The sequence below is a fragment of the Bradyrhizobium sp. BR 1432 genome, from assembly GCF_051547705.1.
GTDB classification, from domain to species: Bacteria; Pseudomonadota; Alphaproteobacteria; order Rhizobiales; family Xanthobacteraceae; genus Bradyrhizobium; species Bradyrhizobium zhanjiangense.
This window is the reverse complement of sequence record NZ_JBPUGF010000003.1, coordinates 4,172,158-4,194,492: the sequence shown is the minus strand read 5'-3', so window position 1 is coordinate 4,194,492 and position 22,335 is coordinate 4,172,158. Positions and strand designations below refer to the sequence as shown.

Below are 22,335 nucleotides of genomic sequence, written 5' to 3'. Positions count from 1 at the left end.
ATCTACGGAGAAGCCGCGGCGTACTGGATGCCCCGGTCGAGCCGGGGCATGACGGCGCGGTCTGGTCCAGAAAGGCAATCTCGCCATCATGCAATTCTGCCGGTGTTTTGCCCGACGGGTCAATCTTTATTTCGCATTTACCGAAGGCGCTGATAAGCTTGGTCTTTTCTACTGTGCATGGGGTTGTTTTTGCATTTTTTGTTTTGAGCGGCCCCGGCCTGCCGCTACGCTCATGCGTCTATCGACCATCCCCGAGGTGATGCCATGCCGATCCAGCATTTCGCGCCCCCGCCGCATGTCAAGGCGCCGCCGCTGTCGTTTGCCACCCGCGTTGGCGATCTCCTGTTCGTCTCCGGCATTCCCGGCTTCGACGCCAATGGCGCGCTGCCCGACGGGTTCGAGGCGCAGTTCGCCAACGTCGTCGTCAACATCAAGCGGGTGCTGGTCGATGCCGGCGCGAGCATGCACGACCTCGTCAAGGTCAACGTGCTCCTGACCCGCGCCTCGGACGTGGCCGCCATGAACGCGCTCTATGCCGGCGCCTTCGGCCCGCCGCCCTACCCCGCGCGCACAACTTGCGTGGTGCACGCGCTGCCCGATCCGAAGATGCTGATCGAGATCGAGGCGGTGGCGTCGCTTTCGAAGTGAGCAACGCTTAAGCACGTGTGACTTGTCGGGCACGCGGCCAAACCAAATGCGCGGCAGCAACTGACATGTCCGTGAACGGCCGCTCCCCGGCTTGCAAAGGCCCTGCTTTTCCCGCACGAATTTTCGGATCCCACTTCCCCCACAAGGAGATACTTCATGCGTCGCGCACTTGCGCTCTGTGCCGTTGCCGGCATCGCTTCGTCCGTGTTCGCCGTGCCCGCCTCGGCGAAGGTCGGCTATTACGTGATCCGCTGGGACAACACCGGCATCTGTCAGGTCTGGAACGAGGACCTGCAATACAAGCCGTTCCAGTGGGGGGTGTCGACCTACAAGGTCGTCAGCAAGCCGCTCCCGACTTTCCAGGAAGCGTCGGACCTCCAGATCAAGATGCGGTCGGACCGCCGTTGCACGCTCTGAACTGACGCAACGGATCGAATTTGAAGGGCGGGTCGCGCGAGCGATCCGCCCTTTTCCTTTTGCAGCGGCCTTGGCGTTTTCCGGCCAAAAATCGCGCATTTTCCCGCGCGCCCGCTTTGAACCTGACCGGCCGGCGGAACTACTCACATCTTGTCCGGGGCGCAGGCCCAAAAGCGTCCCGCACCGGCCCTCCCATCATTGTCGGGAGGCGCATCCCATCTTTCATTTTGAGGAGCTGATCATGCGTCGTATTTCCGTGCTCTGCGCTGCCGTCGGTCTTGCCGTCACCGCGTTCGTCGCTGCGAGCCCAGCCGAAGCCAGCTATCACCTGATCCGTTGGCAGGACACCGGCTTCTGCCAGATCTGGGACGAGAGCATCCCGACCACGCCGTGGCCGTCCGACTACTCCCGCGTCAGCGCGACCGTGCCAACCTTCGGCGATGCGCTGATGTTGAAGGATCAGGCGCTCATGAACGGCCACTGCACCTGGTGACAATTCGATCGGCGGACAAAAAGCCGGGCAAGGACCTCGCGTCTTTGCCCGCGCTTTTTTTCGAGCTGCGTGAGCAGAAATCGTAGGGTGGGCAAAGCGGAAGCGTGCCCACCAATTCCATCCGTGAAGAAAATGGTGGGCACGGCGCTTTGCGCCTTTGCCTACCCTACGAGATATCGCCAGGCGCTCTCACGCGTCCTTGTGCGCGCCGGGATGGATCAGGATGTCGCGCGCGGCGGCGAGGTCGATGAAGGCTTGCGCGCTGCCGCCATGGTCGGGATGCATGCCCTTGGCGGCGCGGCGATAGGCCTGATTGATATCCTCGCACGTGAGCTGCACGGCGAGCGGCAGGCCGAGCACCTTGCGGGCGCGATCCTCGCTCGACAACTTCTTCGGCATGGCATTGCGGCGACCGAAGCGCGGCGCGGTCAGATCATGAATGACCTCGAGCACCACACTGATGCGGCGCTGGGCTGCCAGCGTGACGCTGTGATCATCATTGTCGACGGCCTGGCGCAAGACCGGAAGCGCCTGCTCCGCCGCCTGGCGCAGCGTGACGTCGCTGCTCATCCGCGCGATCTCGGCCACGAGCCGGCCGGCCTCGGCCCAATCGGCCGACTGCGCCGACCGCAGGCGTTCGAGTGCGAGTTTCCAGGATTCAAGCCGTTCCATCATGCGCGCAACGTTTAGCAATGAAGATCAGTATGCCAAGGCCGCCGTTTCCGACCCCTTAATTTCGAGTTAGCTTTTCGTGAAACTTCGAAACGAAATCGGGAGGAAACTGTCATGGCATTGCTTGCAAACCACATCGCCGTCGTCACCGGCGCCGGTTCCGGCATCGGCCGGGCGATCGCGGCCGGCTATGCGCGGGAAGGCGCGCAAGTGGTGCTGCTCGACGTCAATGCCGACACGGTGGCGGAGGCCGCCCAGGAGATCCGCAAAGCCGGCGGCAAGGCCGAGAGCTTTGCGCTGGACGTGACCAGGCGTGACGATTGCTTCGCGCTGGCAAAGCAAGTTGCCGACAAGGTCGGGCAGGTCTCGATCCTCGTCAACAATGCCGGCATCACCCGCCGCAACGCTTTCACCGCCGAGACCGAGACGGTGGCGAAGGACTGGAACGACATCATCTCGCTCAATCTCAACGGCGTCTTCAACATGACGCAGGCGTTCCTCGCGCCCCTCCGCGCGAGCAAGGGCCGCATCGTCAATATCGGCTCGATCCAGTCCTTCGTGCATCTGCGCACGCCGAGCTCGGCGGCCTATACGACCTCGAAGCACGGCGTGCTCGGCTTCACCAAGGCGCTCGCGGTCGAGCTCGGCAAGGAAGGCGTGCGCGTCAACGCGATCGGGCCCGGCTTCATCGAGACCAACATCAACGCCCATGTGCGCGCGACCAATCCGGCGCTGGTGCAGGCCTTCGTCGATCACACTCCGCTGGCGCGCACCGGCAAGCCCGAGGACATCGTCGGACCCGCGATCTTCCTGGCCTCGGATCTGTCGGCCTATGTCACCGGGACGATCGTGATGGTGGACGGCGGATACCGGACGGTGTGAGCGGGCGCGGAAGCTCTTACCACTGGCTCAGTGTCATCGTCCGCGCAGGCGGACGATCCAGTATCCCAGAGGCCGTTGTGGGATACGGAAGGGCCGCGGCGTACTGGATGCCCCGCCTCCGCGGGGCATGACAGCGGAGGATGTGGCAGCGCGGGGCATGACAGCTGCGTCGCGCAAGATAGGCCCGCATCACCATGCATCCCGCACCAATCGCGGCGGCTTCGCGGCATTCCTGAGGTCAATTGGTGCGATCGCCCGCGGTTAACTTTTCATTAACCAAACCGGACCACCGTAGATTCACGGCTTGGGGGTCGTTTGTTCTCGATCCGCTTCCAACGGTGGAAGCGGGCGTTGATCGGGGAGTGTATTGATGACCACTGTTCATGTCGCTGCGTCCGAACCGGGCGCGCAATTCCTTGCACCGAACCAGATCGTTCCGATGCTGATCGGCGCCACCGTCGACGAGGTCGAGCGCGAGCTCGTGCTTCAGACGCTGGCGCGCTGCGACGGCAACCGCACGCGCGCCTCGCGCGTGCTCGGCCTGTCGGTGCGCACGCTGCGCAACAAGATCCGGCTCTATGCCGCCTCCGGAATCGAAGTGCCCGCCTATCAGGATTAGCGCGCGGTGCCGATCGATGTTGCCCGATCCCGTGCGATACGCGGGCGGAATTGCTGCTGTCGTCAAACGCCGCTAAGTAGCTTGCTTCCGTGAAAGGGGAGCAGTGGCGTGGCAGACGATCAGGGACGACGGCAGGGACTTCAGGGACCGCGCGGGCGGCAGGGCGAGCCGGGACGGCCGGGACCGCAGGGTCATCCGGGCCGGCGCGGCCCCGACGGCGCGCGCGGCAAGCCGGGTCCGCAAGGCAAGCCGGGGCCGATCGGAAAGGCCGGACCGCCAGGCAAGCCCGGTCCGCAAGGCAAGCAGGGCGAAGCCGGTCCGCGCGGACCGGCGGGCGCGCAGGGGCCTGTCGGACCGCAGGGGCCCGCAGGGCCGCAAGGCCCGCGCGGCGAGGCCGGGCCACCCGGTCAATTGCCGTCGATCGAACAGGTGCTGCCGTGGCTCGAGCAGCTGTTCGACGCGTGGGACGAACGGCGCCGCCAGCGCGAGCGTGAAGCCGCCGAGCGCGAGGCGCTGGAGGCCGCCGTGCAGGAGACTGACGAGCCGATCGCCGATGATGGGAGCGACGAAGGCGAAGGCGACACTCGCGGGAAGAAGAAGAAAGAAGAAGCGCGGCAACAAGGGCTAGCAGACGAGCCTATTCCCCGTTTTCGCGTCGCGGGAGCATGCCCATGCGCTCGAACTGCCAACGCATGGCCCGATACCAGAGATAGCCGACCGCGGCGCCGCACAGGGCGAGGATGATCGTGTTCACGCTCGAGAAGGAGCCGCTCCACCACATCATCCAGGCGGTCCACAGCACCGTGAGGGTGACGGCACCTGCTTTCAAGGGAAGAAGGGGGCGGCTCATGATCATGCTCCGGGTTGTCGAAACCCCGGCGGACATCATCGCGCAGTAAGTAGCGCTCTTCCGTGAGCCAAATCACGGAATGGGCTCTCTGGGATCGCTAACCAAACCTCAGCCGCGAGCGCTCCTTGGCCTTTTCCGCCTCGACCTCGCGGTCGCGCGCCGGCGCATGGGTGTGCAGCGAGCTCAACAGCCGCCGCGCGGCCTCCGACACTTCCGCCACTGCACGCTCGAACACCTCCTCATTGGCCTGCGACGGCTTGTTGAAGCCGGACAGCTTCCGCACGAACTGGAGCGCGCTGGCGTGGATCTCGTCCTCCGTCGCCGGTGGTTCGAAGTTGAACAGCGTCTTGATGTTACGGCACATGCAGTCTCTCCGGATATGTCCAAGGACGATCGGCGGCGACGAAATCCTACATCCTTCCCCGCACTTCTGTTAGGTTCCGCGGCAACGCGGCCGCCGAATACGAGCCGCTCGGGGAGAGGATCATGAGAGCTTCTTGCGCAGCCTTGTCGGCCGTTCTGCTATCCATCTCGACGTCGATATGGGCAGCCGACTATCCGACGCCGAAGCAGGGCGACTGGATCGCCAAGGATTTCAAGTTCCACACCGGCGAGACCATGCCGGAACTGCGGCTGCACTACACCACCGTCGGCGAGCCGAGCGGCCAAGCTGTGCTGGTGCTGCACGGAACAGGCGGCTCGGGCGCGAGCATGCTATCGCCTGCTTTTGCCGGCGAGTTGTTCGGCGCCGGGCAACCACTCGACGCCTCCAAATATTACATCATCATTCCCGACAGCATTGGCCATGGAAAATCGTCAAAACCGTCCGACGGGATGAAGACGAGCTTCCCGAAATACGACTACGACGACATGGTCGAAGCGCAATATCGCCTGGTGACCGAAGGCCTCGGCGTCGAGCATCTGCGGCTCGTCATCGGCAATTCGATGGGCGGCATGCACACTTGGCTGTGGGGCGAGAAATATCCGAGCGCGATGGACGCGCTGATCCCGATGGCCTCGCAGCCGACCGAGATGGCCTCGCGCAACTGGATGCTGCGGCGGATTATGCTCGACACCATCCGCAACGATCCCGACTACAATGGCGGCAATTACACCAGCCAGCCGCGCATGATGAAATACGCCATCACGGCCTATGGCATCGCCAGCATCGGCGGCACGCTGGCCTATCAATCGCAGGCGCCGACGGCAGCGAAGGCCGACAAGATCGTCGACGGTCGGCTCGCGACGCCGATCACGGCCGATGCCAATGACTTCGTCTATCAGTGGGAATCCTCGCACGACTACAATGCCGGCGAGAAGCTGGAGCAAATCGAAGCGTCGCTGTTGCTGATCAATTCCGCCGATGACGAGCGCAATCCGCCCGAGACCGGCATCACGGACGCTGCAATGAAGCGGGTCAAGAACGGCCGCCTCTTCCTGATCCCCGCAAGCGCCGAGACGCGCGGCCACGGCACCACCGGCAATGCGAAATTCTACAGCGAGCAGATTCGGCAATTGCTGAAGACCGCGCCGCAGCGGACCATGTAGGAGCACCACGCGCGCCATCTCGCAACGCATCATATGCAGCGCTCGCCGCCGCATATTATTTGAGCATGCATTGCGCTGACGGCTCGGGCTTAATCGCGCCAACGAAACGAATCGATGCGCGGGACAATCGCGCGCCTTCGGTACGACACGCGATGAGGAGGATCGCATGCACAGGCTCGCACTGTGCGTTTGGCTGGCCGCGCTGACGAGCGCCGCGCTCGCGTTCGACAACGGGCAATATGACCACGTCCCGCCCGACATCCGCGACTGGTTCAAGAGCGTGATCGCGCCGAACGGCGTGCCCTGCTGCGACATTTCCGATGGCCATCGCACCGAATACGACGTACGCGGCGGCGCCTATTGGGTGCCGATCGAAGGACAATGGATGGAGGTGCCCGAGCGCGCCATCATCCGCGACCGCGGCAATCCGGTCGGTCAGGCCGTGGTGTGGTACGTCCACCACCGCGGCGCTATCATCATCAGCTGCTTCGTGCCGGCCGATGCGGTGTAGCGCGCTGGATTTCGTTGGCTGCAGGCGCCCGATCGGTTAGCTTGAGGCCAAGCCGAAAGCGGAGGCAGGCCGTTGACCGATCTTAGCGCCGAAGACCTCGCCACCATCTATGCCAAACCGTCGCCGCGCGTCATTGCGAAAGCGCGTCCGGCGATCGATGCCCATGCGAAGAAATTCATCGAGATGTCGCCGTTCTGCGTGCTCGCGACATCGGGAGCGGACGGCAGCGTCGACGCATCGCCGCGCGGCGGCGGCATCGGCTTCGTCCACGTCGCCGGTCCCAACCAGCTGTTGATGCCCGACCGCTCCGGCAACAACCGGATCGACAGTTTTCGCAACGTCGTCGAAGGCTCTGGCTTCGTGCATCTGCTGTTCTTCGTGCCAGGGATCGACGAGACGCTGCGCGTCGGCGGACGCGGCACGCTGTCGGCCGATCCGGATCTGCTCGCCGCGATGGTGGAATTCGGCAAGCCGCCTCGCGCGGTACTGAACGTCACCGTCAGCGAGGTCTATTTCCACTGCGGCAAGGCGCTGATGCGCTCGAAGCTATGGTCGTCCGAGAAGGTGCAGCGCTCGGTGATGCCGAGCATCATCGAGGTCATTCACGACCAGACGGGCTTGGGTGAACCGCAGAGTCAGGAGAGCGTGGAAGAACTTTACAAGACGCAGTTGTAGTTGGATCGTGGTTCCGCAAACGACCGTCATGCCCGGGCTTGTCCCGGGCATCCACCTCTTCGTCGTGCGGTAGCACGTGGATGGCCGGGTCAAGCCCGGCCATGACGAATGGAGGGAGGGCCGGAGCTTAGTGCCCCTCGCCTTCGAGACCGCCGACGTGCTTCTGGGTGTAGAGCTCGAGGCCGATACGGCCGATCAGGTCGAGCTGGGTTTCGAGGAAGTCGATGTGATGCTCCTCGTCGCTCATCAGCTTCTCGAACAAGTCACGCGTGACGTAGTCCTTGGCGCCGTGGCAGTAGGTCGCCGCTTCCTGGTAGAGCGCCCGCGCGCTCATCTCGGCGGCGAGGTCGCATTCGATGATCTCTTTGACGTTCTGGCCGATGCGCAGGGGATCGAGCACCTGCATGTTCGGGAAGCCATCGAGGAACAGGATGCGCGCGGTGAGCTTGTCGGCGTGCTCCATCTCCTCAATGGACTCCTTGCGCCAGACCTTGGCCATGTCCAGGAGGCCCCAGTTATCGAGGAAACGGTAGTGCAGCCAGTACTGGTTGATCGCAGTCAGCTCGTGACGCAGCGCCTTGTTGAGATAGTCGATGACTTTTGGGTCGGCCTGCATGGTTCACTCCAGCTCTTGCAATCAAAATCGGCCCCAAACCGAATTTAGAATGCTTCTAAATGAATTTGCGGACGACGGCAACCGGCTGGGGGACGCAGCCGGGGAAAGCTCAGCCAGCGTTGAGGAAGTTTTCAGCAGGCCGCGAGCGCGAACTGGGCCGGTTCGGCCGTCTCGTCGTTGGCGGCCACGGCGTGGCTGTGCGGACAGCCGGCACAGCAGGATTGGGCACAGGGGCCAAGCGCTTCTTCGATGATGGTCTTGATGGTCCGGGCACAGCGGCCGCATTCGGCGCTACAACCGAGGCATCCATAAACTTGCTTGGCATGGCGCACGGCGTCGTCGGACTCGGCGACGGCGGCGCGGATGTCGTCATCGCTTAGCACGTTACAGGAACAAACGATCATGGAAGCGGCAGGCCCTTCGGTGATGCACCATCATCGATATTTAAGGGGCCGGCCGGATGCAAAAGGAAAAACTGGTATTTGAAGCTATTCCAAACTGGCCCGCAAACATCCTAGAACGGCTCTAAAATAGGGTGTTGCTTTGGATCAAGATTGCAGCGGACCTAGTCGCCACCACCGCCTCCCCCGCCATCACCGCCGCCACCGCAATCCCCGCCGCTGCTGCCGCTATCGCTGCTGGAACAGCTGCCGCCATCAGTCGAGCTCCCCGAATCGTCACTGGAAAACCAGCTTCCCAGCGAGAAGCCATCGCTCGTCCCCGAATAGCTGTCACCGCCGCTACTCCCTCCATCGCTGCCGGCCGCGGCGCGGGAGCGCCGACCGCGGTTCTGGAGGTGTGTGATCCAGCCGTAGCCGATCGCGAAAACGATCCCGGCAGCAATCAATGCATTGATCATCGCGTTGCCCATCATCGTGTCCTGTGTGGAGCTGCGGTCCATACCAATCTGTCGTACCCGGCAAGGGTGCCGTTCATTGATCATTCAAGCGAAGTATGGAACTCTGCTTCCAAAGAGTTCCCGCGTGATTGTGTGAAAGGTCAACAATGAAGAAGTCGCTCCTGGCAATTGCTGCCATCGTCACTCTGGCCCTGACGGCCGGAACACCGGCCCATGCGCAGCGCGGCGTCGCCGCAGGCGTGGCGGCCGGGATCATCGGCGGCGCCATTGTCGGTGGCGCGTTAGCTTCTCCGTATTATTACGGACCGGGCCCTGGCTATTACGAACCCGGCTACTATCCGCCCCGCTACTACGCCCCCGGCCCGGGCTATGTTGCCGACGACTATTACGGCGGCGGCTGCGTCTGGCAGAAGCAGCGCTTCTGGGACGGCTACGCCTGGCGCGTCCGCCGCGTCAGAGTCTGCGGCTGAGCCGCCCCTGAACCGGTTCACTACGGATGCGGCGTTCATCTCTGGGCCTGAAAAAGACCGCTTTTTCTCGTCACAGCTCCGTGTGCGTTTACCGTGGATTGACCATTTGCGCGCTTCCTAGCCCAACGGCCAATTCCATCAGAGTGTGCGTGAACCTTTGAAACCCGGGCACCTCTAACAAGGGGAGCCCATCTCCCAGGAGAGCCCTGAGCATGAAGAAGACTTTAGTTGCCGCCCTCACGGTTGCGACGGTCGCCGGTTCGCTGGTGACCGCCACTCCGCCCGCCAAAGCCGGTGACGGCGTCGGCGCCGGCATCGCAGCCGGCCTGATCGGCGGCGCGATCGTTGGCGGCGCCATCGCGTCGAGCCGCCCCGCCTATGGCGGCCCCGTTTACGTGGCCGAGCCCCCGCCGCCGGCGCCCTGCTACTGGCGTCGTGAGCGGTATTGGGACGGCTACGGCTGGGTCAGCCGGCCGGTTCGCGTCTGCTACTGATCTGATCGCTACGCGCGCATCCGCGCCGCGATCGAAGCCCGGCCGAGCATCTCGGCCGGGCTTTTTCTTTTGGCCGAAGTCGAGAACAATTATCGCGAAGCCTGGATCGAGCGCAGCACCTCTTCACTCGGCCAGCAATCGACCTTGAGGCCCGCCGACTTCTGATAGGCACCGAGCGCGGCGCGGGTCTGCATGCCCGCCTTGCCGTCGATCTTGTCCTTGTAGAATCCGGCGCGCGTGAGCCCGCGCTGCATGGTCTCGACGTCTTTCGTGCGCAACTGCTTCGAAGCCGACCAGGGCGTTGCGAATGGCAGCGGGCTCATCATGCGGTCGCTGAGATGGCCGACGAACAGCACGTAGAGATCGGAGAAATTGTATTCCTTGATGACGAAGTAATTCTTCGTGCTCAGGAACGACGGACCGTAGATGCCCTCCGGCTGCGGCCAGCGAGGCCGGCTGCGCCTGTTCGGCCGCGCTGAGCTTCTGCCCACGCACCGGCACAAAACCTTCGCGCAGCCATTGGCCGATTGGCTTCGTCACCTCGGGCACGCCGGTGGTGCAATCGACCTTGGCCGGTGCCTGCACCTCGTAGGCCCAGCGCACACCGCTTTGCCAGCCCTTGTTGACGAGCTGCTGCGCAGCGGACGCCAGCGCATCCGGCACCGAATGCCAGATGTCGATACGACCGTCGCCGTCGAAGTCGACGCCGTGCTTGTAATATTCGGAAGGCAGGAATTGCGTGAGACCAGTCGCGCCGGCCCAGGACGAGCGCATGTCCTTGCGCGTGACCACACCCTCGCCGAGGATCTTGAGCGCAAGAATGAACTCGTTGCGGTACTGATCCTTGCGGCGTCCGACATAGGCCTGCGTCGCCAACACGCGGACGAGATCGTAAGGCAGCGTGTAGCGGCCATAATCTGTCTGCGGCCCCAGATCGCGAGCATGACGGTCGCAGGAACGCCTGAGCTCTTCTCGATCTCGGTCAGCGCGGTGCGATATTTTTGCAGCAGTCGCTGCCCCTCACCTGCAAGCCGCGCGATCGAGGCTTCTTTGACGTAGTCGGCGGGCACCTGCACGAACTCGGCCTGCGACGGTGCGCCGGTCGCGGGCCGCCCCGGCAGGATCAGATCGGGCAGCTTGTAGTCAGGCTCGAGTCCGCGTATCTGCTCCTCGAACGTCGCGCGCGACACGCCTTCGGCCTGCGCCTCCGGCCAGAGCGAGACGATGAATTGCGTGAAGGCGGCGTCGGCGGCGCGGGCGGGCGACTGAGCACAGGTGATCGCAATCACCGCAGCGATGAGCGCCCGCCACATCATGCCGAGATCACCGCGTCAGCTTCTTGTACTTCACCCGGTGCGGAATGATGCTGTCCTGGCCGAGCCGACGCATCTTGTCCTTCTCGTAATCCTGGAAGTTGCCCTCGAACCATTCGACATGGCTGTCGCCTTCGAACGCCAGGATGTGGGTCGCGATGCGGTCAAGGAACCAGCGATCGTGGCTGATGATGACGGCGCAGCCGGCAAAATCCTCCAGCGCCTCTTCGAGCGCGCGCAGCGTGTCGACGTCGAGGTCGTTGGTCGGTTCGTCGAGCAGCAGCACGTTGGCGCCGGACTTCAGCATCTTGGCGAGATGGACGCGGTTGCGTTCACCGCCGGAGAGCGCACCGACCTTCTTCTGCTGGTCCGCACCCTTGAAGTTGAACGAGGAGCAATAGCCGCGCGAATTGACTTCCTTCTTGCCGAGCAGGATCAGCTCGTTGCCGCCGGAGATTTCCTCCCACACGGTCTTCTTGCCGTCGAGCGCATCGCGCGACTGGTCGACATAGCCGAGATGCACGGTCTCGCCGACCGTGATCGTGCCCTTGTCCGGCGTTTCCTGCTCGGTGATCATCTTGAACAGCGTGGTCTTGCCGGCGCCGTTGGCACCGATCACGCCGACGATGCCGCCGGGCGGCAGCTTGAAGGTGAGATCGTCGATCAAGAGGCGATCGCCATAGCCTTTGCTGAGGCCTTCGAAATCGACCACGTTGGCGCCGAGGCGCTCGGCGACCGGGATGATGATCTGCGCGGTCTGGGTCTGCTTCTCGCTCGCCTGCTTGAGCAGTTCCTCATAGCGCTGGTAGCGCGCCTTCGACTTGGCCTGGCGTGCCTTTGGCGAGGACGCCACCCATTCCTGCTCGCGGGCCAGCGTTTTCTGGTGCGCGGCTTCTTCGCGGCCTTCCTGCTCCAGGCGCTTCTGCTTCTGCACCAGCCAGGACGAATAGTTGCCCTCGTAGGGAATGCCGCGGCCGCGATCGAGCTCGAGGATCCAGCCCGTGACATTGTCGAGGAAGTAGCGGTCGTGGGTGACGATCAGGATCGCACCAGGATAGTTGCGCAAATGGCCTTCCAGCCACGACACCGACTCGGCATCGAGATGGTTGGTCGGCTCGTCCAGCAGCAAGAGCTCGGGCTGGTCGAGCAGCAGGCGGCACAGTGCGACGCGGCGGCGCTCACCGCCCGAGAGTTTCGTCACGTCGGCATCGTCGGGCGGGCAGCGCAGCGCGTCCATGGCCTGGTCGACCTTGCTGTCGAGATCCCAGAGGCCCTGCGCCTCGATCTCGTCCTGCAGCTTGGTCATCTCGTCGGCAGTCTCGTCCGAGTAGTTGACGGCGAGCTCGTTGTAGCGGTCGAGGATCGCCTTCTGCTTGGCGACGCCCTGCATGACGTTCTCGCGCACAGAAAGCTTGGGATCGAGATGCGGCTCCTGCTCGAGATAACCGACGCGGGCGCCTTCGGCGACCCAGGCTTCACCGGTGTATTCCTTGTCGAGGCCGGCCATGATCTTGAGCAGGGTCGACTTGCCCGAGCCGTTGACGCCGAGCACGCCGATCTTGGCGTCCGGATAGAAGCTCAAATGGATGTTATCGAGCACCTTCCGGGTCGGGTAGCTCTTGGTCAGGCCCTGCATGAAATAGATGAACTGGCGCGCCATCGGTCCCGTGAAACCTTCGATTTGAGGAAATTTGCTTGCCGCCGATGTAGCGATCCCGCCCCCAAAGGGCAATGTTTTCCGTCCGTTCACCACGGATGAATACGGTTCGGACACCATCCGGACTCAGATCCGGACAATTGAAACCATCTTTTAATAAATCAGGCCAAAGCTCGGTTTCGCGCGGAAACAGCGCCACCCGCTCAGAACGAACGGGAGCACAGCGAGGCCGCATCATGGCTCTGATCGAGACCAACTCTTTTCATGTTCCGGCAGAAGCCGGCCGCGTCTCCGGATTCGTCTCCGAGATCCAGAGCTTCTGGAAACGCTTCTTCGCCACCGCCTTCAACCCGTACCGGCCCGAATTGCACTACATGCGCGGCCCCGGTCCGGCCTGGCGCGCCAAGCACGGCATGGATGCACCGTTCCGTCTGAAGCCCCGCGACCTCTGAGCCCGCCGCTATCGGATTTTTGAAGACGCAGGCTGCTTGCGCGCGAGACTGATTGCGCGCAACCATGGCCCGGTTCCGACGAGGGCGCCCCCGCTCGCGCCGTCACCTCTCGCCATGGATGAACGCTGATGACGCGCCTGCGCTGTGCAATTCTCGACGACTATTTCAACCTCGCCCTCGACGTCGCCGACTGGCCAAAACTCTCCGACCGCGTCGACGTCACCGTGTTCAGCCACCCATTTGCTTCCGAGCAGGCCGCGGCGAGCGCGCTGGCCGATTTCGAAATCATCTGCGCGATGCGCGAGCGCACCGCATTCCCCAAGGGCCTGTTCGACAAGCTGCCGAAGCTGAAGCTGCTCTTGACCTCCGGCATGCGCAACGCCTCCATCGACATGGAAGCTGCGAAGGCGCGTGGCGTCGCCATCGGCGGCACGCAATATTCGCGCGATCCCACCGCCCCGCTCACCATGGGCCTGATCCTGGAGCTGACCCGCGGCATCGGCCGCGAGAATGCGCGCATGCATGCCGGCGAGCCCTGGCAGACCTTTGCCGGCGTCGAGATCGAAGGACTGACGCTCGGCATCGTCGGGCTCGGCAAGCTCGGCAGCAAGATGGCGGGGATTGCCAAGGCATTCGGCATGAACGTGATCGCCTGGAGCCCAAACCTCACGCAGGAGAAGTGCAAGGAGGCCGGCGTCGGCTACGCCAGCAAGGAGGAGCTGTTCGCCAAGGCCGATATCATCACCATCCATGTGGTGCTGAGCGAGCGCTCGCGCGGGCTGGTCGGCCGCGCCGATCTCGTGCGGATGAAGCCGACCGCCTTCCTCGTCAACACCGCGCGCGGGCCGATCGTGGACGAGCAGGCGCTGCTCGAGGCCCTGCAGCGGAGGAGGATCGCAGGTGCAGGCTTGGATGTGTTCTCGGTCGAGCCGCTGCCGGTCGACCATCCCTTCCGCAAGCTCGACAATCTCGTGCTGACGCCGCATCTGGGCTACGCCACCGCGGACGGCTTGCGCATCCATTACAGCCAGATGGTCGAGGCAATTGACGCCTTTACCAAAGGCAGCGAGCTGCCGCGGAAGCTGGCCTGAAACGGCACTGGCCTGAAACGACACTGGCCTGAAACGACACTGGCCTGAAACGACAATGGGCGTGCCAAGGCACGCCCATTGCAATTCGAATGCGCGCGAAGCGCCTAGCGCACGGTGACCGGCGCGGGCAGCGGCGGCACGACGGTCGGTTGGGTGCCCGGGACCGGGCCAGCCTGGGCGGCCATTGGAGCCGGACCAGCAGCGCTCGGCGTTGGCGCGGCGGAGGCGGTCGCCGTTCCCGGCTGCGGGCCGCCCGGCAGCACCACCACACGGGTGCCGACCTTGACGCGGTCGAACAGGTCGGAGACGTCCTCGTTCAGCATACCGATACAGCCGGAGGAAACGAACTTGCCGATCGTCGAGGGCTGATTGGTGCCGTGGATGCGGTAGACGGTCGAGCCGAGATACATCGCGCGGGCGCCGAGCGGGTTGCCGGGGCCGCCGGCCATGAAGCGCGGCAGATAGGGCTGGCGCTCGATCATCTCGGTCGGCGGATGCCAATCCGGCCACTCGGCCTTGCGGGTGATCTTCTGTACGCCGGTCCAGGTGAAGCCGTCGCGGCCGACGCGGACGCCGTAGCGGATCGCACGGCCGTTGCCGAGCACGTAATAGAGGTAGGTGTTCGGCGTATCGACCACGAGCGTGCCAGCCGGCTCCTTGGTCTGGAACGCGACTTCCTGGCGGCGCAGGTTCTGCGGCAACTGCGCCGGCGCAGCATCAGGCTGCTCCTCGGGCGGCAACGACGCGACCGTCATCGGCCGGCCGTCGGCGCCGACGGGCGGCTGCCCGGCCTGGACCGTACCGGTCGCGGCGGGACCACCGACGGCCTCAGGCGGACGCAGGCCGTCATTGGCCGGTGCCTGGCCCTGCCCCGGACGATCGGCATAGATCACCGGGGGCGGACCGGCGGGACGGCCGTAGCGGGGATCGTCGGGCGACATCACGGGGCCTTGCGGCGCCGCGGCCGAATAGGCCGGAGCGCCAGCCGGACGGCCATAACGCGGATCATCCGGCGACATCACCGGCCCCTGCGGCGGGGCCGCCGAATAGACCGGAGGCGCGCCGGCCGGGCGGCCGTAGCGCGGATCGTCGGCGGGGCCGGGCGCCGGCAGCGAGGTCTGGGGCATCGCGTCGTCGTCTTCGTCCAGCGCGTCGAAATTCGGCGTGCGATCGCCTGGGCGATATTCAGCCGGGGCGCCATAGCTCGGCGCCTGCTGGACCGGATAGCTCTGAGCCTGCGCGAGCGAGGTTCCCGCCGCAGCGACTGTCGCGGCAGCGCATATCGTCAGAAAATGTTTGATCATCATCGCTCTTGTATAGTCCCCAAGCCCGACCGGACCGTTAACGGCCAGATGACCGAAGATAGCGGCACATTCAAGACATATCAGGCGTATTTGCGCCGGATTTGCCGATTTGTGATCCGCAAGACTACCGTTGCCCCATTGCATCACGGGGGAGAAATCGCATCACGCCATCAATTGCCGGAGTCTTCGGGCCCGAATTTTAGGGAACGGCGGAGAGGCGTTGCGATATGGTCGAATCAGCCTGATTCGTCATCGCTTTGAGCTCCGATCCCGGCGTGGCGAAGGCGGCAATCAGTACCGTCACCGCGTTCAGATGGCTCATGGGCCCTGGCCCCAACCCGGGGCGGAAATTCGTAATCCGACCGATGCTTCCCGGCTTTCGCTTCCTGTTTGCCGCGATCCTGCTGTCAACCTCCATCCTGGTGTTCGGCCTAGGGGCCGCCGCGCTGCTGCGGGCGAGCCATGAGCAGTATGTCAGCAACCCCGCCTGGCGGAACGGCCCGCAGGAGCAGGTGTTTGCGCAGGCTCCCGAGCCGGCTCAGCCGGTGCTCGCGGTATTACAGCCGGAGCCGGAGGTGACCGTCGAGCCCACCCCGTCGCTGCGTGACCAGATTCCAACCATCGGCTTGCCGGCGAATGGGCCAGAGCAAGTCGCCACGCCGACGACCGAGACCGACGTTCAGCCCCAGATCACTGAAGCCGCGCCTGAAGCCCAGAACTCCGACCACCGAACCGGCCACACCCGAGCCGACGGCGGACGCCACAGCGCCAGCGGCCACCGACACGCTCACCCCGGCCGACACCGCGGCATCGATTCCCGAGACGCAGCCTACTGCTGCCGCGACCGTCAGCGAGCCGGTGCCGGCCGACCCCGGTGCCGCCCTCGCATCCCCGGCGCTCGATGCCGCCGCGGCCAAGCTGGCCGCGCTGAACGATCCGGCGGCGACGTCCGTGAAGGACACACCGGCGAAAGCCAAGGCGGGCATCAAGGCGGACAGCAGCGCGTCGGACGGCAAGGCGACCAAGCGCAAGGCGAAGGCGAAGAAGCGGCACCACATCGTGCGGCGTCCGCCGCCTCAGCAATTGCAGCAACAGCTCAATCCGTTCGGACAGCAGCAGCCGGCCTTCGCGACAACAACGACCGCGCGCACGCGCTGACGCTCCTTCTTCGCCTCTCCGCGCGGGGCGAGGGAGCGCACCGCCGCCATGGCGACGAGGTTACGCCGGCCCGGTCGCGATCGGCGGGCCGCCGGCCTGGCCCCATTCCGACCACGAGCCGTCATAGAGCGCGGTGTCGGTGATGCCGAGGCGATAGAGCGCGAGCGTCAGCACGCCGGCCGAGACGCCCGAGCCGCAGCTCGTCACGATAGGCGCATCTAGCTTGACGCCGGCGCCGGTGAAGGCGGCGCGCAAATCGTCGAGCGGCTTCATCGTGCCGGTCGCGGCATCGAACAGGAGATTGTAGGGCACGTTGCGGGCGCCGGGGATGTGGCCGGAGCGGATGCCCGGCCGCGGCTCCGGCGCGCGGCCCTCGAAACGATCGGCGGCGCGTGCGTCGATTACCTGCTCGGCGTGGCTTGCGACGTTGGCGATCAGCTGCTGCATGCTGCGCACGCGCTTTGCATCGTAGCTCGCCTTGAACGTCGCGGGCTTCGGCTTCACCTCGCCGCTCTCGACGGGGCGGCCCTCAGCGCGCCACTTCTTCAGCCCGCCATCGAGGATGCGCACATTGCCGTGGCCGTAGGACAGGAACATCCACCATGCGCGGGGCGCCGCGACCCAGCCGCCGGCATCGTAGATCACGACGGTGTCGGCATTGGAGATGCCGAGATTGCCGATGTCGCGGCCAAACTGCTCGGCGCTCGGAAACATGTGCGGCAGCGGGTTGGAATGATCCGACACCGCATCGACGTCGAAGAACACGGCGCCGGGCAGATGCGCGGCGAGATAGTCGTCCTTCGGCAGCGGCAGCACGCCGGGGAGCTTGAAGCTGGCGTCGAGCACCTTCACGTTGGCGTCGTTGATATGGGCGGCGAGCCATTCGGTGGAGACGAGGGGGTCGGTGGTCATTACGTGCTCCGGCTGTTGTCCTTAGTCGTCATGGCCGGGCTTGTCCCGGCCATCCACGTTCTTCGTCGCGGCAAGACGTGGATGCCCGGGTCAAGCCCGGGCATGACGGAGTGTGTGGCGAGGACGGTGTTCACCTCACCCCTTCTTCTTCGGCTCCCATTGCTCCGTCGGCCCACCGGCATCGCGCCAGGCGGCGTAGCCGCCGGCGATGTGGGCGACGGGCTTGAGGCCCATGTCCTGCGCGGTCTTGGCGGCGAGCGCGGAGCGCAGGCCGCCGGCGCAGTGGAAGACGAACTTCTTGTCCTCCTGGAAGATCGGCTTGGCGTACGGGCTCTGCGGATCGATCCAGAATTCGAGCATGCCGCGGGTGCAGGCGAACGCGCCCGGGATGCGGCCCTCGCGCTCGATCTCGCGGGGGTCGCGGATGTCGACGATGACGACGTCGCCGTTCTTGGAGATCTCGATGGCGTCCTTGGCGCTGAGCGTCTCGATCTCGGCATTGGCCTCGTCGATCAGCGCCTTGATGCCGCGGGTGATGGTCTGGGGCATATCTTTTCCCTTCTCCTTCGTCATTCCGGGGGCGATGCGCAGCATCGAGCCCGGAATCCATTTGTCACCAACGCTGCGGCCCGATGGATTCTCTGATGCGCAATTGCGCATCAAAGCTCGCGCTACGCGCGCCCCGGAATGACGACGCCGAGCATCAGTGCGTCAACTCCTTCATCGCACCTTCCAGACCCTCGATCGTGATCGGATACATGCGGTTGGCAAAAATGCGTTTGATGATGGTGGTCGATTCCGAATAGTCCCAATGCTTCTGCTGCACCGGGTTCAGCCACACTGCATGCGGATAGGTGCGGATGATGCGATCGAGCCAGACCGAGCCGGGCTCCTCGTTGACGTGCTCGACCGAGCCGCCAGGCACCATGATCTCGTAAGGGCTCATCGAGGCGTCGCCGACGAACACGACCTTGTAGTCGTGCGGGTATTTGTGCAGCACGTCCCAGGTCGGCGTGCGGTCGGTGAAGCGGCGCTTGTTCTGCTTCCACACGCCTTCATAGAGGCAGTTGTGGAAGTAGAAATACTCCATGTGCTTGAACTCGCTCTTCGCCGCCGAGAACAGTTCCTCGACCTGCTCGATATGCGCGTCCATCGAGCCGCCGATGTCGAAGAACACCAGCAGCTTCACCGCATTGCGCCGCTCGGGGCGCATGTGCACGTCGAGATAGCCGTGATTGGCGGTCTCGCGGATCGTGGTGTCGAGATCGAGCTCGTCAGGCGCACCGGTGCGCGCGAACTTGCGCAGGCGGCGCAGCGCCACCTTGATGTTGCGGATGCCGAGCTCGACATTGCCGTCCAAGTCCTTGAACTCGCGCTTGTCCCACACCTTCACGGCGCGGTTGTTGCGGTTCTTCTCCTGGCCGATGCGCACGCCTTCAGGGTTGTAGCCGTGCGCGCCGAACGGCGAAGTGCCGGCGGTGCCGATCCACTTCGAGCCGCCCTGGTGCCGCCCCTTCTGCTCCTCGAGCCGCTTCTTCAGGGTCTCCATGAGCTTGTCCCAGCCCATGGCCTCGATCTGTTTCTTCTCTTCCTCGGTGAGGTACTTTTCGGCCAGCTTCTTCAGCCACTCCTCGGGGATCTCCGCCTTCTCCATGGCGTCGAGCAGGCTTTCCAGCCCCTTGAACACCGTGCCGAAGACGCGATCGAACTTGTCGAGGTTGCGCTCGTCCTTCACCAGCGAGGCGCGCGACAGATAGTAGAAATTCTCGACCGTGTAGTCCGCGAGGTCAGCGTCGAGCGCCTCCATCAGCGTGAGGTATTCGCGCAGCGTCACAGGGACCTGCGCGTCGCGCAGAGAGGTGAAGAATTGCAGGAACATGGGTGACAGATTGCCCGTCGGGGGGCGAACGTCAAGGGGCGGAGGCCACTGCTCCGCGCTGGACCGGGAGGCTTTTTGCTCTAGAATTGGTGGCCATACGGGGCTGTTTTGGGGGACGTTTGCAATGGGAATTGTCGCAGCGCTGATCATCGGCGCGATCGCCGGCTGGCTGGCGGGCAAGATTGTCCACGGGGCGGGATTTGGGCTGATCGGCAACATGGTCGTCGGCATCATCGGCGCGCTGGTGGCGAGCTGGGTGCTGCCGCAGCTGCATATCGCGCTCGCCACCGGCACGGTCGGCGCCATCGTGGACGCCACCATCGGCGCGGTGATTGTGCTGGTCATCCTTTCGCTGATAAGACGGGTCTGAAAGCCTGACCGAACCGGGAACGGCCGCCACGCGCGGCCGTTCCCTTGTCGCGACCGGGGCCTGCGCCTCACGCCGACGATACCCAAGGACACGCAATGAAATTTACGGGCACCAAGGACTATGTTGCGACCGACGATCTCAAGGTCGCCGTCAACGCCTCGATCGTGCTGGAGCGCCCGCTCCTGGTGAAGGGCGAGCCGGGCACCGGCAAGACGGTGCTGGCGGAGGAAGTGGCAAAGGCGCTGAAGGCGCCGCTTTTGACCTGGCACATCAAGTCCACCACCAAGGCGCAGCAGGGCCTGTACGAATACGACGCGGTGTCGCGCCTGCGCGACAGCCAGCTCGGCGACGCGCGCGTGTCCGACATCAGGAACTACATCAAGCGCGGCAAGCTCTGGGAAGCCTTCACCAGCGAGCAGCGCCCGGTGCTGCTGATCGACGAGATCGACAAGGCCGACATCGAGTTTCCGAACGATTTGCTGCTCGAGCTCGACCGCATGGAATTCCATGTCTACGAAACCGGTGAGACGATCAAGGCGAAGCAGCGCCCGATCATGATGATCACCTCCAACAACGAGAAGGAGCTGCCGGACGCTTTCCTGCGCCGCTGCTTCTTCCACTACATCAAGTTCCCCGATGCCGACACCATGGGCCGCATCGTCGACGTCCACTTCCCCGGCATCAAGAAGCGCCTGGTCGAGGAGGCGCTGCGCATCTTCTTCGAAGTGCGCGAGGTGCCCGGCCTGAAGAAGAAGCCATCAACGTCGGAGCTTTTGGACTGGCTCAAGCTGCTGCTCAACGAGGACATGAGCGTCGAGCAACTGCGCGAACGCGACCCGCGCAAACTGATCCCGCCGCTGCACGGCGCGCTGCTCAAGAACGAGCAGGACGTGCACCTGTTCGAGCGGCTGGCGTTTTTGAGCCGCCGGGAGGTGTAGGGCACGCGGCCGACACATTCTCGGTGTCGTCCCGGCGAAGGCCGGGACCCATACCGCGTGATCTATCGATTGCGAATGGTCGGCGTACCAAACTACCAATATTCGCAAAACCACTTCCTGGGGTAATGGGTCCTGGCTTTCGCCAGGACGACGTGTTGGACATCGGCATCGTTTCCAAATGACACCGTCATTCCCCGCGAAAGCGGGGAATCCAGTACGCCGAGGCGTCTCGGCTCAATCACAATCGCCTCTGGATACTGGATCGCCCGGTCAAGCCGGGCGATGACAACGGAGATTGAGGCACACTTCTTCAGCATCGTCATTGCGAGCGTAGCGAAGCAATCCAGAATCCCCCCGCGGCGGCAGTCTGGATTGCTTCGCTACGCTCGCAATGACGGAGCAAGGGGCATTGGGTCGCTCTCCGGCTCACGTTCTGAACTGCAGACACACGTTCGCATCCTCGCGGCGCATTTCGCCCGAGCTTTGCTCTCTCCATCGCCCCCAAAGAAAGAGGGCGCAGGGAAGGCCGGGTGCCGGCTGGCACCCACGGTCCGCTGCGCGAAAAGCACACGCAGAAAACCGCACAGCAGCATACAGGTGAAGCCCAACACACGGCCTTCCCTGCGCAGTGGTTGGACGGCTTATGCCGCGCTCTCCCGGGAGCCGAGTTCGTTCTGGCCTCCCTCACCCCAGCGAAAGTCGCCGGCACCGCGCCGGTTGACGCCAATGCCGCATCCGCCAAGGCTTGACCGTAGCAACGACGGCCAGGACCACACGGTTTTGCCGTACGCACGGTTCGCTTACACGCCGCAGTTTTTCCAACCCTGTCGACGGAGCCGGAAACTTGCTGGCGAGACGAACCTGACAGCGCCGTTCGTCTACACGAAGCCTTGGGGCTCACGGAGAGCAATCCGCCCTGCCCTTAGCCTCGCGCCCGACGCTGCCGCGTCCACCGCAACCCGGCCCGCGTTTCGAACGACCTCGCGAACCGCCCCTCTTCCTCAGGCCGGGCTGTTTCGACTTATGCCGCAATTCCGAATTTCGGTAAAGTGGAATATTTTTGCGAAGAGGGATTGACGAACGAGCGACACAGCAAAGCTCGTAGGGTGGGTTAGCGTCAGCGTAACCCACCTCTTTTCGTTTCCGCGTCAACAGAAGTGGTGGGTTACTCGCTCAACACGTCGGCTTGCACGCCCGTGTTAACAATCGCTGAAGTCACATGGTCCAAGTTCATCGCTCTGCTCAATCAAGGCACGATCTAGCTGTCGCCCAAATCAGCTAGCCATGCAGCAAAATCCTCGTCTCCGTGAAGATATGCGGTTCGAGAGGTACGCAAATCTGCGCCGCCTAGCCTGGTGATAGCCAGCCAGACTTGCGCATCTTCAATGTTGGGATCGAGTCGTCGGACCCATTGTGCGGCCCAATCCGAGACATCCTGACGCGCTTCGTCATCGCCGATGAGGGCGAGTATCTTCTCTCGAACTACCGAACGAGTTGGCTCACCGAG

The 22,335-nt window shown here is 64.0% G+C and carries 28 protein-coding genes and 3 pseudogenes; 17 read left to right on the top strand and 14 right to left on the bottom strand.

The features are described from left to right. The first annotated feature begins 264 nt into the window (after positions 1-264). The 3 genes from ACSKB8_RS20185 (at position 265) to ACSKB8_RS20175 (ending at position 1,558) form a co-directional block, all read left to right on the top strand. Positions 265-648 (top strand): RidA family protein, encoded by a 384-nt coding sequence (locus ACSKB8_RS20185; RefSeq protein WP_128945795.1) that lies wholly within the window; start codon positions 265-267, stop codon positions 646-648. A gap of 156 nt (positions 649-804) precedes the next feature. Beyond that, positions 805-1,065, top strand: coding sequence for a hypothetical protein (locus tag ACSKB8_RS20180; RefSeq protein ID WP_091879387.1), 261 nt, complete (start codon positions 805-807; stop codon positions 1,063-1,065). Between the two features lie 241 nt (positions 1,066-1,306). After that, positions 1,307-1,558 carry a hypothetical protein gene (locus ACSKB8_RS20175; protein WP_091879390.1) on the top strand — a complete coding sequence of 84 codons (252 nt, stop codon included), beginning with the start codon at positions 1,307-1,309 and terminating at the stop codon, positions 1,556-1,558. Between the two features lie 189 nt (positions 1,559-1,747). Here the strand turns inward: ACSKB8_RS20175 and ACSKB8_RS20170 are convergent, their stop codons facing one another. Continuing rightward, positions 1,748-2,233, bottom strand: a complete 486-nt coding sequence (locus ACSKB8_RS20170; RefSeq protein ID WP_091879393.1) for a molecular chaperone DnaJ — start codon at positions 2,231-2,233, stop codon at positions 1,748-1,750. Between the two features lie 111 nt (positions 2,234-2,344). On the opposite strand from ACSKB8_RS20170, the gene ACSKB8_RS20165 reads away from it, so the two are divergent. The 4 genes and pseudogenes from ACSKB8_RS20165 to ACSKB8_RS20150 all read left to right on the top strand — a co-directional run bounded on the left by ACSKB8_RS20165 (position 2,345) and on the right by ACSKB8_RS20150 (position 4,630). Then, entirely contained in the window at positions 2,345-3,112 is a 768-nt protein-coding gene (locus tag ACSKB8_RS20165) for an SDR family NAD(P)-dependent oxidoreductase (protein ID WP_370989261.1), read from the top strand. Positions 3,113-3,482: 370 nt separating this feature from the next. Continuing rightward, positions 3,483-3,731: a helix-turn-helix domain-containing protein gene (locus ACSKB8_RS20160; RefSeq protein ID WP_438105908.1), complete on the top strand. Its 249-nt coding sequence runs from the start codon at positions 3,483-3,485 to the stop codon at positions 3,729-3,731. Between the two features lie 108 nt (positions 3,732-3,839). Next, positions 3,840-4,349, top strand: a pseudogene (locus ACSKB8_RS20155) (collagen-like protein); the annotation flags it as partial. A gap of 128 nt (positions 4,350-4,477) precedes the next feature. Then, positions 4,478-4,630 (top strand): hypothetical protein, encoded by a 153-nt coding sequence (locus tag ACSKB8_RS20150; RefSeq protein WP_438105906.1) that lies wholly within the window; start codon positions 4,478-4,480, stop codon positions 4,628-4,630. Between the two features lie 48 nt (positions 4,631-4,678). Here the strand turns inward: ACSKB8_RS20150 and ACSKB8_RS20145 are convergent, their stop codons facing one another. Beyond that, complete coding sequence (locus tag ACSKB8_RS20145; RefSeq protein ID WP_091879404.1) at positions 4,679-4,945, bottom strand: DUF2277 domain-containing protein; 267 nt, start codon at positions 4,943-4,945, stop codon at positions 4,679-4,681. Positions 4,946-5,067: 122 nt separating this feature from the next. Here ACSKB8_RS20145 and ACSKB8_RS20140 point away from each other — a divergent pair, with 122 nt between their 5' ends. From ACSKB8_RS20140 to ACSKB8_RS20130, 3 genes are all read left to right on the top strand, one after another. Next, complete coding sequence (locus ACSKB8_RS20140; protein ID WP_438105904.1) at positions 5,068-6,129, top strand: alpha/beta fold hydrolase; 1,062 nt, start codon at positions 5,068-5,070, stop codon at positions 6,127-6,129. Positions 6,130-6,295: 166 nt separating this feature from the next. Continuing rightward, on the top strand, positions 6,296-6,640 hold the full coding sequence (locus ACSKB8_RS20135) for a hypothetical protein (RefSeq protein WP_370989255.1): 345 nt from the start codon (positions 6,296-6,298) through the stop codon (positions 6,638-6,640). 72 nt (positions 6,641-6,712) lie between these two features. Then, entirely contained in the window at positions 6,713-7,315 is a 603-nt protein-coding gene (locus tag ACSKB8_RS20130) for an MSMEG_1061 family FMN-dependent PPOX-type flavoprotein (RefSeq protein ID WP_370989254.1), read from the top strand. A 127-nt stretch (positions 7,316-7,442) separates the two neighbouring features. Here the strand turns inward: ACSKB8_RS20130 and bfr are convergent, their stop codons facing one another. The 3 genes from bfr to ACSKB8_RS20115 all read right to left on the bottom strand — a co-directional run bounded on the left by bfr (position 7,443) and on the right by ACSKB8_RS20115 (position 8,805). Then, on the bottom strand, positions 7,443-7,931 hold the full coding sequence (gene bfr, locus ACSKB8_RS20125; RefSeq protein ID WP_091879416.1) for a bacterioferritin: 489 nt from the start codon (positions 7,929-7,931) through the stop codon (positions 7,443-7,445). A gap of 131 nt (positions 7,932-8,062) precedes the next feature. Further along, positions 8,063-8,335, bottom strand: a complete 273-nt coding sequence (locus ACSKB8_RS20120) for a (2Fe-2S)-binding protein (RefSeq protein ID WP_370989253.1) — start codon at positions 8,333-8,335, stop codon at positions 8,063-8,065. A gap of 161 nt (positions 8,336-8,496) precedes the next feature. Next, complete coding sequence (locus ACSKB8_RS20115) at positions 8,497-8,805, bottom strand: hypothetical protein (protein WP_438110598.1); 309 nt, start codon at positions 8,803-8,805, stop codon at positions 8,497-8,499. 131 nt (positions 8,806-8,936) lie between these two features. Between ACSKB8_RS20115 and ACSKB8_RS20110 the strand changes: the two genes are divergently transcribed. Both ACSKB8_RS20110 and ACSKB8_RS20105 read left to right on the top strand, forming a co-directional pair. Next, complete coding sequence (locus tag ACSKB8_RS20110; RefSeq protein ID WP_091879422.1) at positions 8,937-9,260, top strand: hypothetical protein; 324 nt, start codon at positions 8,937-8,939, stop codon at positions 9,258-9,260. A 212-nt stretch (positions 9,261-9,472) separates the two neighbouring features. Then, on the top strand, positions 9,473-9,754 hold the full coding sequence (locus tag ACSKB8_RS20105) for a hypothetical protein (RefSeq protein ID WP_091879425.1): 282 nt from the start codon (positions 9,473-9,475) through the stop codon (positions 9,752-9,754). Positions 9,755-9,843: 89 nt separating this feature from the next. Here ACSKB8_RS20105 and ACSKB8_RS20100 read toward each other — a convergent pair whose 3' ends face one another. The 4 genes and pseudogenes from ACSKB8_RS20100 to ettA all read right to left on the bottom strand — a co-directional run bounded on the left by ACSKB8_RS20100 (position 9,844) and on the right by ettA (position 12,727). Further along, positions 9,844-10,245 carry a peptidoglycan-binding protein gene (locus ACSKB8_RS20100; protein ID WP_438105901.1) on the bottom strand — a complete coding sequence of 134 codons (402 nt, stop codon included), beginning with the start codon at positions 10,243-10,245 and terminating at the stop codon, positions 9,844-9,846. A 34-nt stretch (positions 10,246-10,279) separates the two neighbouring features. Next, positions 10,280-10,633 (bottom strand): annotated as a pseudogene (locus tag ACSKB8_RS20095) (lytic murein transglycosylase); the annotation flags it as partial. Between the two features lie 107 nt (positions 10,634-10,740). After that, positions 10,741-11,067: pseudogene (locus ACSKB8_RS20090) on the bottom strand (lytic murein transglycosylase); the annotation flags it as partial. A 10-nt stretch (positions 11,068-11,077) separates the two neighbouring features. Continuing rightward, entirely contained in the window at positions 11,078-12,727 is a 1,650-nt protein-coding gene (gene ettA, locus ACSKB8_RS20085; RefSeq protein WP_091879432.1) for an energy-dependent translational throttle protein EttA, read from the bottom strand. Between the two features lie 233 nt (positions 12,728-12,960). Between ettA and ACSKB8_RS20080 the strand changes: the two genes are divergently transcribed. Then, positions 12,961-13,176, top strand: coding sequence for a hypothetical protein (locus ACSKB8_RS20080; RefSeq protein ID WP_128936099.1), 216 nt, complete (start codon positions 12,961-12,963; stop codon positions 13,174-13,176). Positions 13,177-13,304: 128 nt separating this feature from the next. Continuing rightward, positions 13,305-14,267, top strand: a complete 963-nt coding sequence (locus ACSKB8_RS20075) for a D-2-hydroxyacid dehydrogenase family protein (protein WP_438105899.1) — start codon at positions 13,305-13,307, stop codon at positions 14,265-14,267. Between the two features lie 104 nt (positions 14,268-14,371). Here the strand turns inward: ACSKB8_RS20075 and ACSKB8_RS20070 are convergent, their stop codons facing one another. Both ACSKB8_RS20070 and ACSKB8_RS20065 read right to left on the bottom strand, forming a co-directional pair. Further along, positions 14,372-15,571, bottom strand: a complete 1,200-nt coding sequence (locus tag ACSKB8_RS20070) for a L,D-transpeptidase family protein (RefSeq protein ID WP_176945308.1) — start codon at positions 15,569-15,571, stop codon at positions 14,372-14,374. A 199-nt stretch (positions 15,572-15,770) separates the two neighbouring features. Then, positions 15,771-15,893: a hypothetical protein gene (locus tag ACSKB8_RS20065; protein ID WP_438105897.1), complete on the bottom strand. Its 123-nt coding sequence runs from the start codon at positions 15,891-15,893 to the stop codon at positions 15,771-15,773. A 314-nt stretch (positions 15,894-16,207) separates the two neighbouring features. Between ACSKB8_RS20065 and ACSKB8_RS20060 the strand changes: the two genes are divergently transcribed. After that, on the top strand, positions 16,208-16,729 hold the full coding sequence (locus ACSKB8_RS20060; protein WP_438105895.1) for a hypothetical protein: 522 nt from the start codon (positions 16,208-16,210) through the stop codon (positions 16,727-16,729). Positions 16,730-16,789: 60 nt separating this feature from the next. On the opposite strand, the gene sseA is transcribed toward ACSKB8_RS20060, so the two are convergent. From sseA to ACSKB8_RS20045, 3 genes are all read right to left on the bottom strand, one after another. Next, positions 16,790-17,641 (bottom strand): 3-mercaptopyruvate sulfurtransferase, encoded by an 852-nt coding sequence (gene sseA, locus ACSKB8_RS20055; protein WP_438105893.1) that lies wholly within the window; start codon positions 17,639-17,641, stop codon positions 16,790-16,792. 135 nt (positions 17,642-17,776) lie between these two features. Beyond that, positions 17,777-18,190, bottom strand: a complete 414-nt coding sequence (locus tag ACSKB8_RS20050; protein WP_091879449.1) for a rhodanese-like domain-containing protein — start codon at positions 18,188-18,190, stop codon at positions 17,777-17,779. A 154-nt stretch (positions 18,191-18,344) separates the two neighbouring features. Further along, a complete protein-coding gene (locus ACSKB8_RS20045; protein ID WP_080134207.1) occupies positions 18,345-19,520 on the bottom strand; it encodes a vWA domain-containing protein in 1,176 nt (391 codons plus the stop codon). A gap of 124 nt (positions 19,521-19,644) precedes the next feature. On the opposite strand from ACSKB8_RS20045, the gene ACSKB8_RS20040 reads away from it, so the two are divergent. Both ACSKB8_RS20040 and ACSKB8_RS20035 read left to right on the top strand, forming a co-directional pair. Then, the gene (locus ACSKB8_RS20040) at positions 19,645-19,890 is read left to right on the top strand and encodes a GlsB/YeaQ/YmgE family stress response membrane protein (protein ID WP_091879455.1); all 246 of its coding nucleotides are present in this window, start codon (positions 19,645-19,647) and stop codon (positions 19,888-19,890) included. Positions 19,891-19,985: 95 nt separating this feature from the next. Further along, positions 19,986-20,828, top strand: a complete 843-nt coding sequence (locus ACSKB8_RS20035; RefSeq protein ID WP_438105891.1) for an AAA family ATPase — start codon at positions 19,986-19,988, stop codon at positions 20,826-20,828. The last annotated feature ends 1,507 nt before the right edge of the window (positions 20,829-22,335 follow it).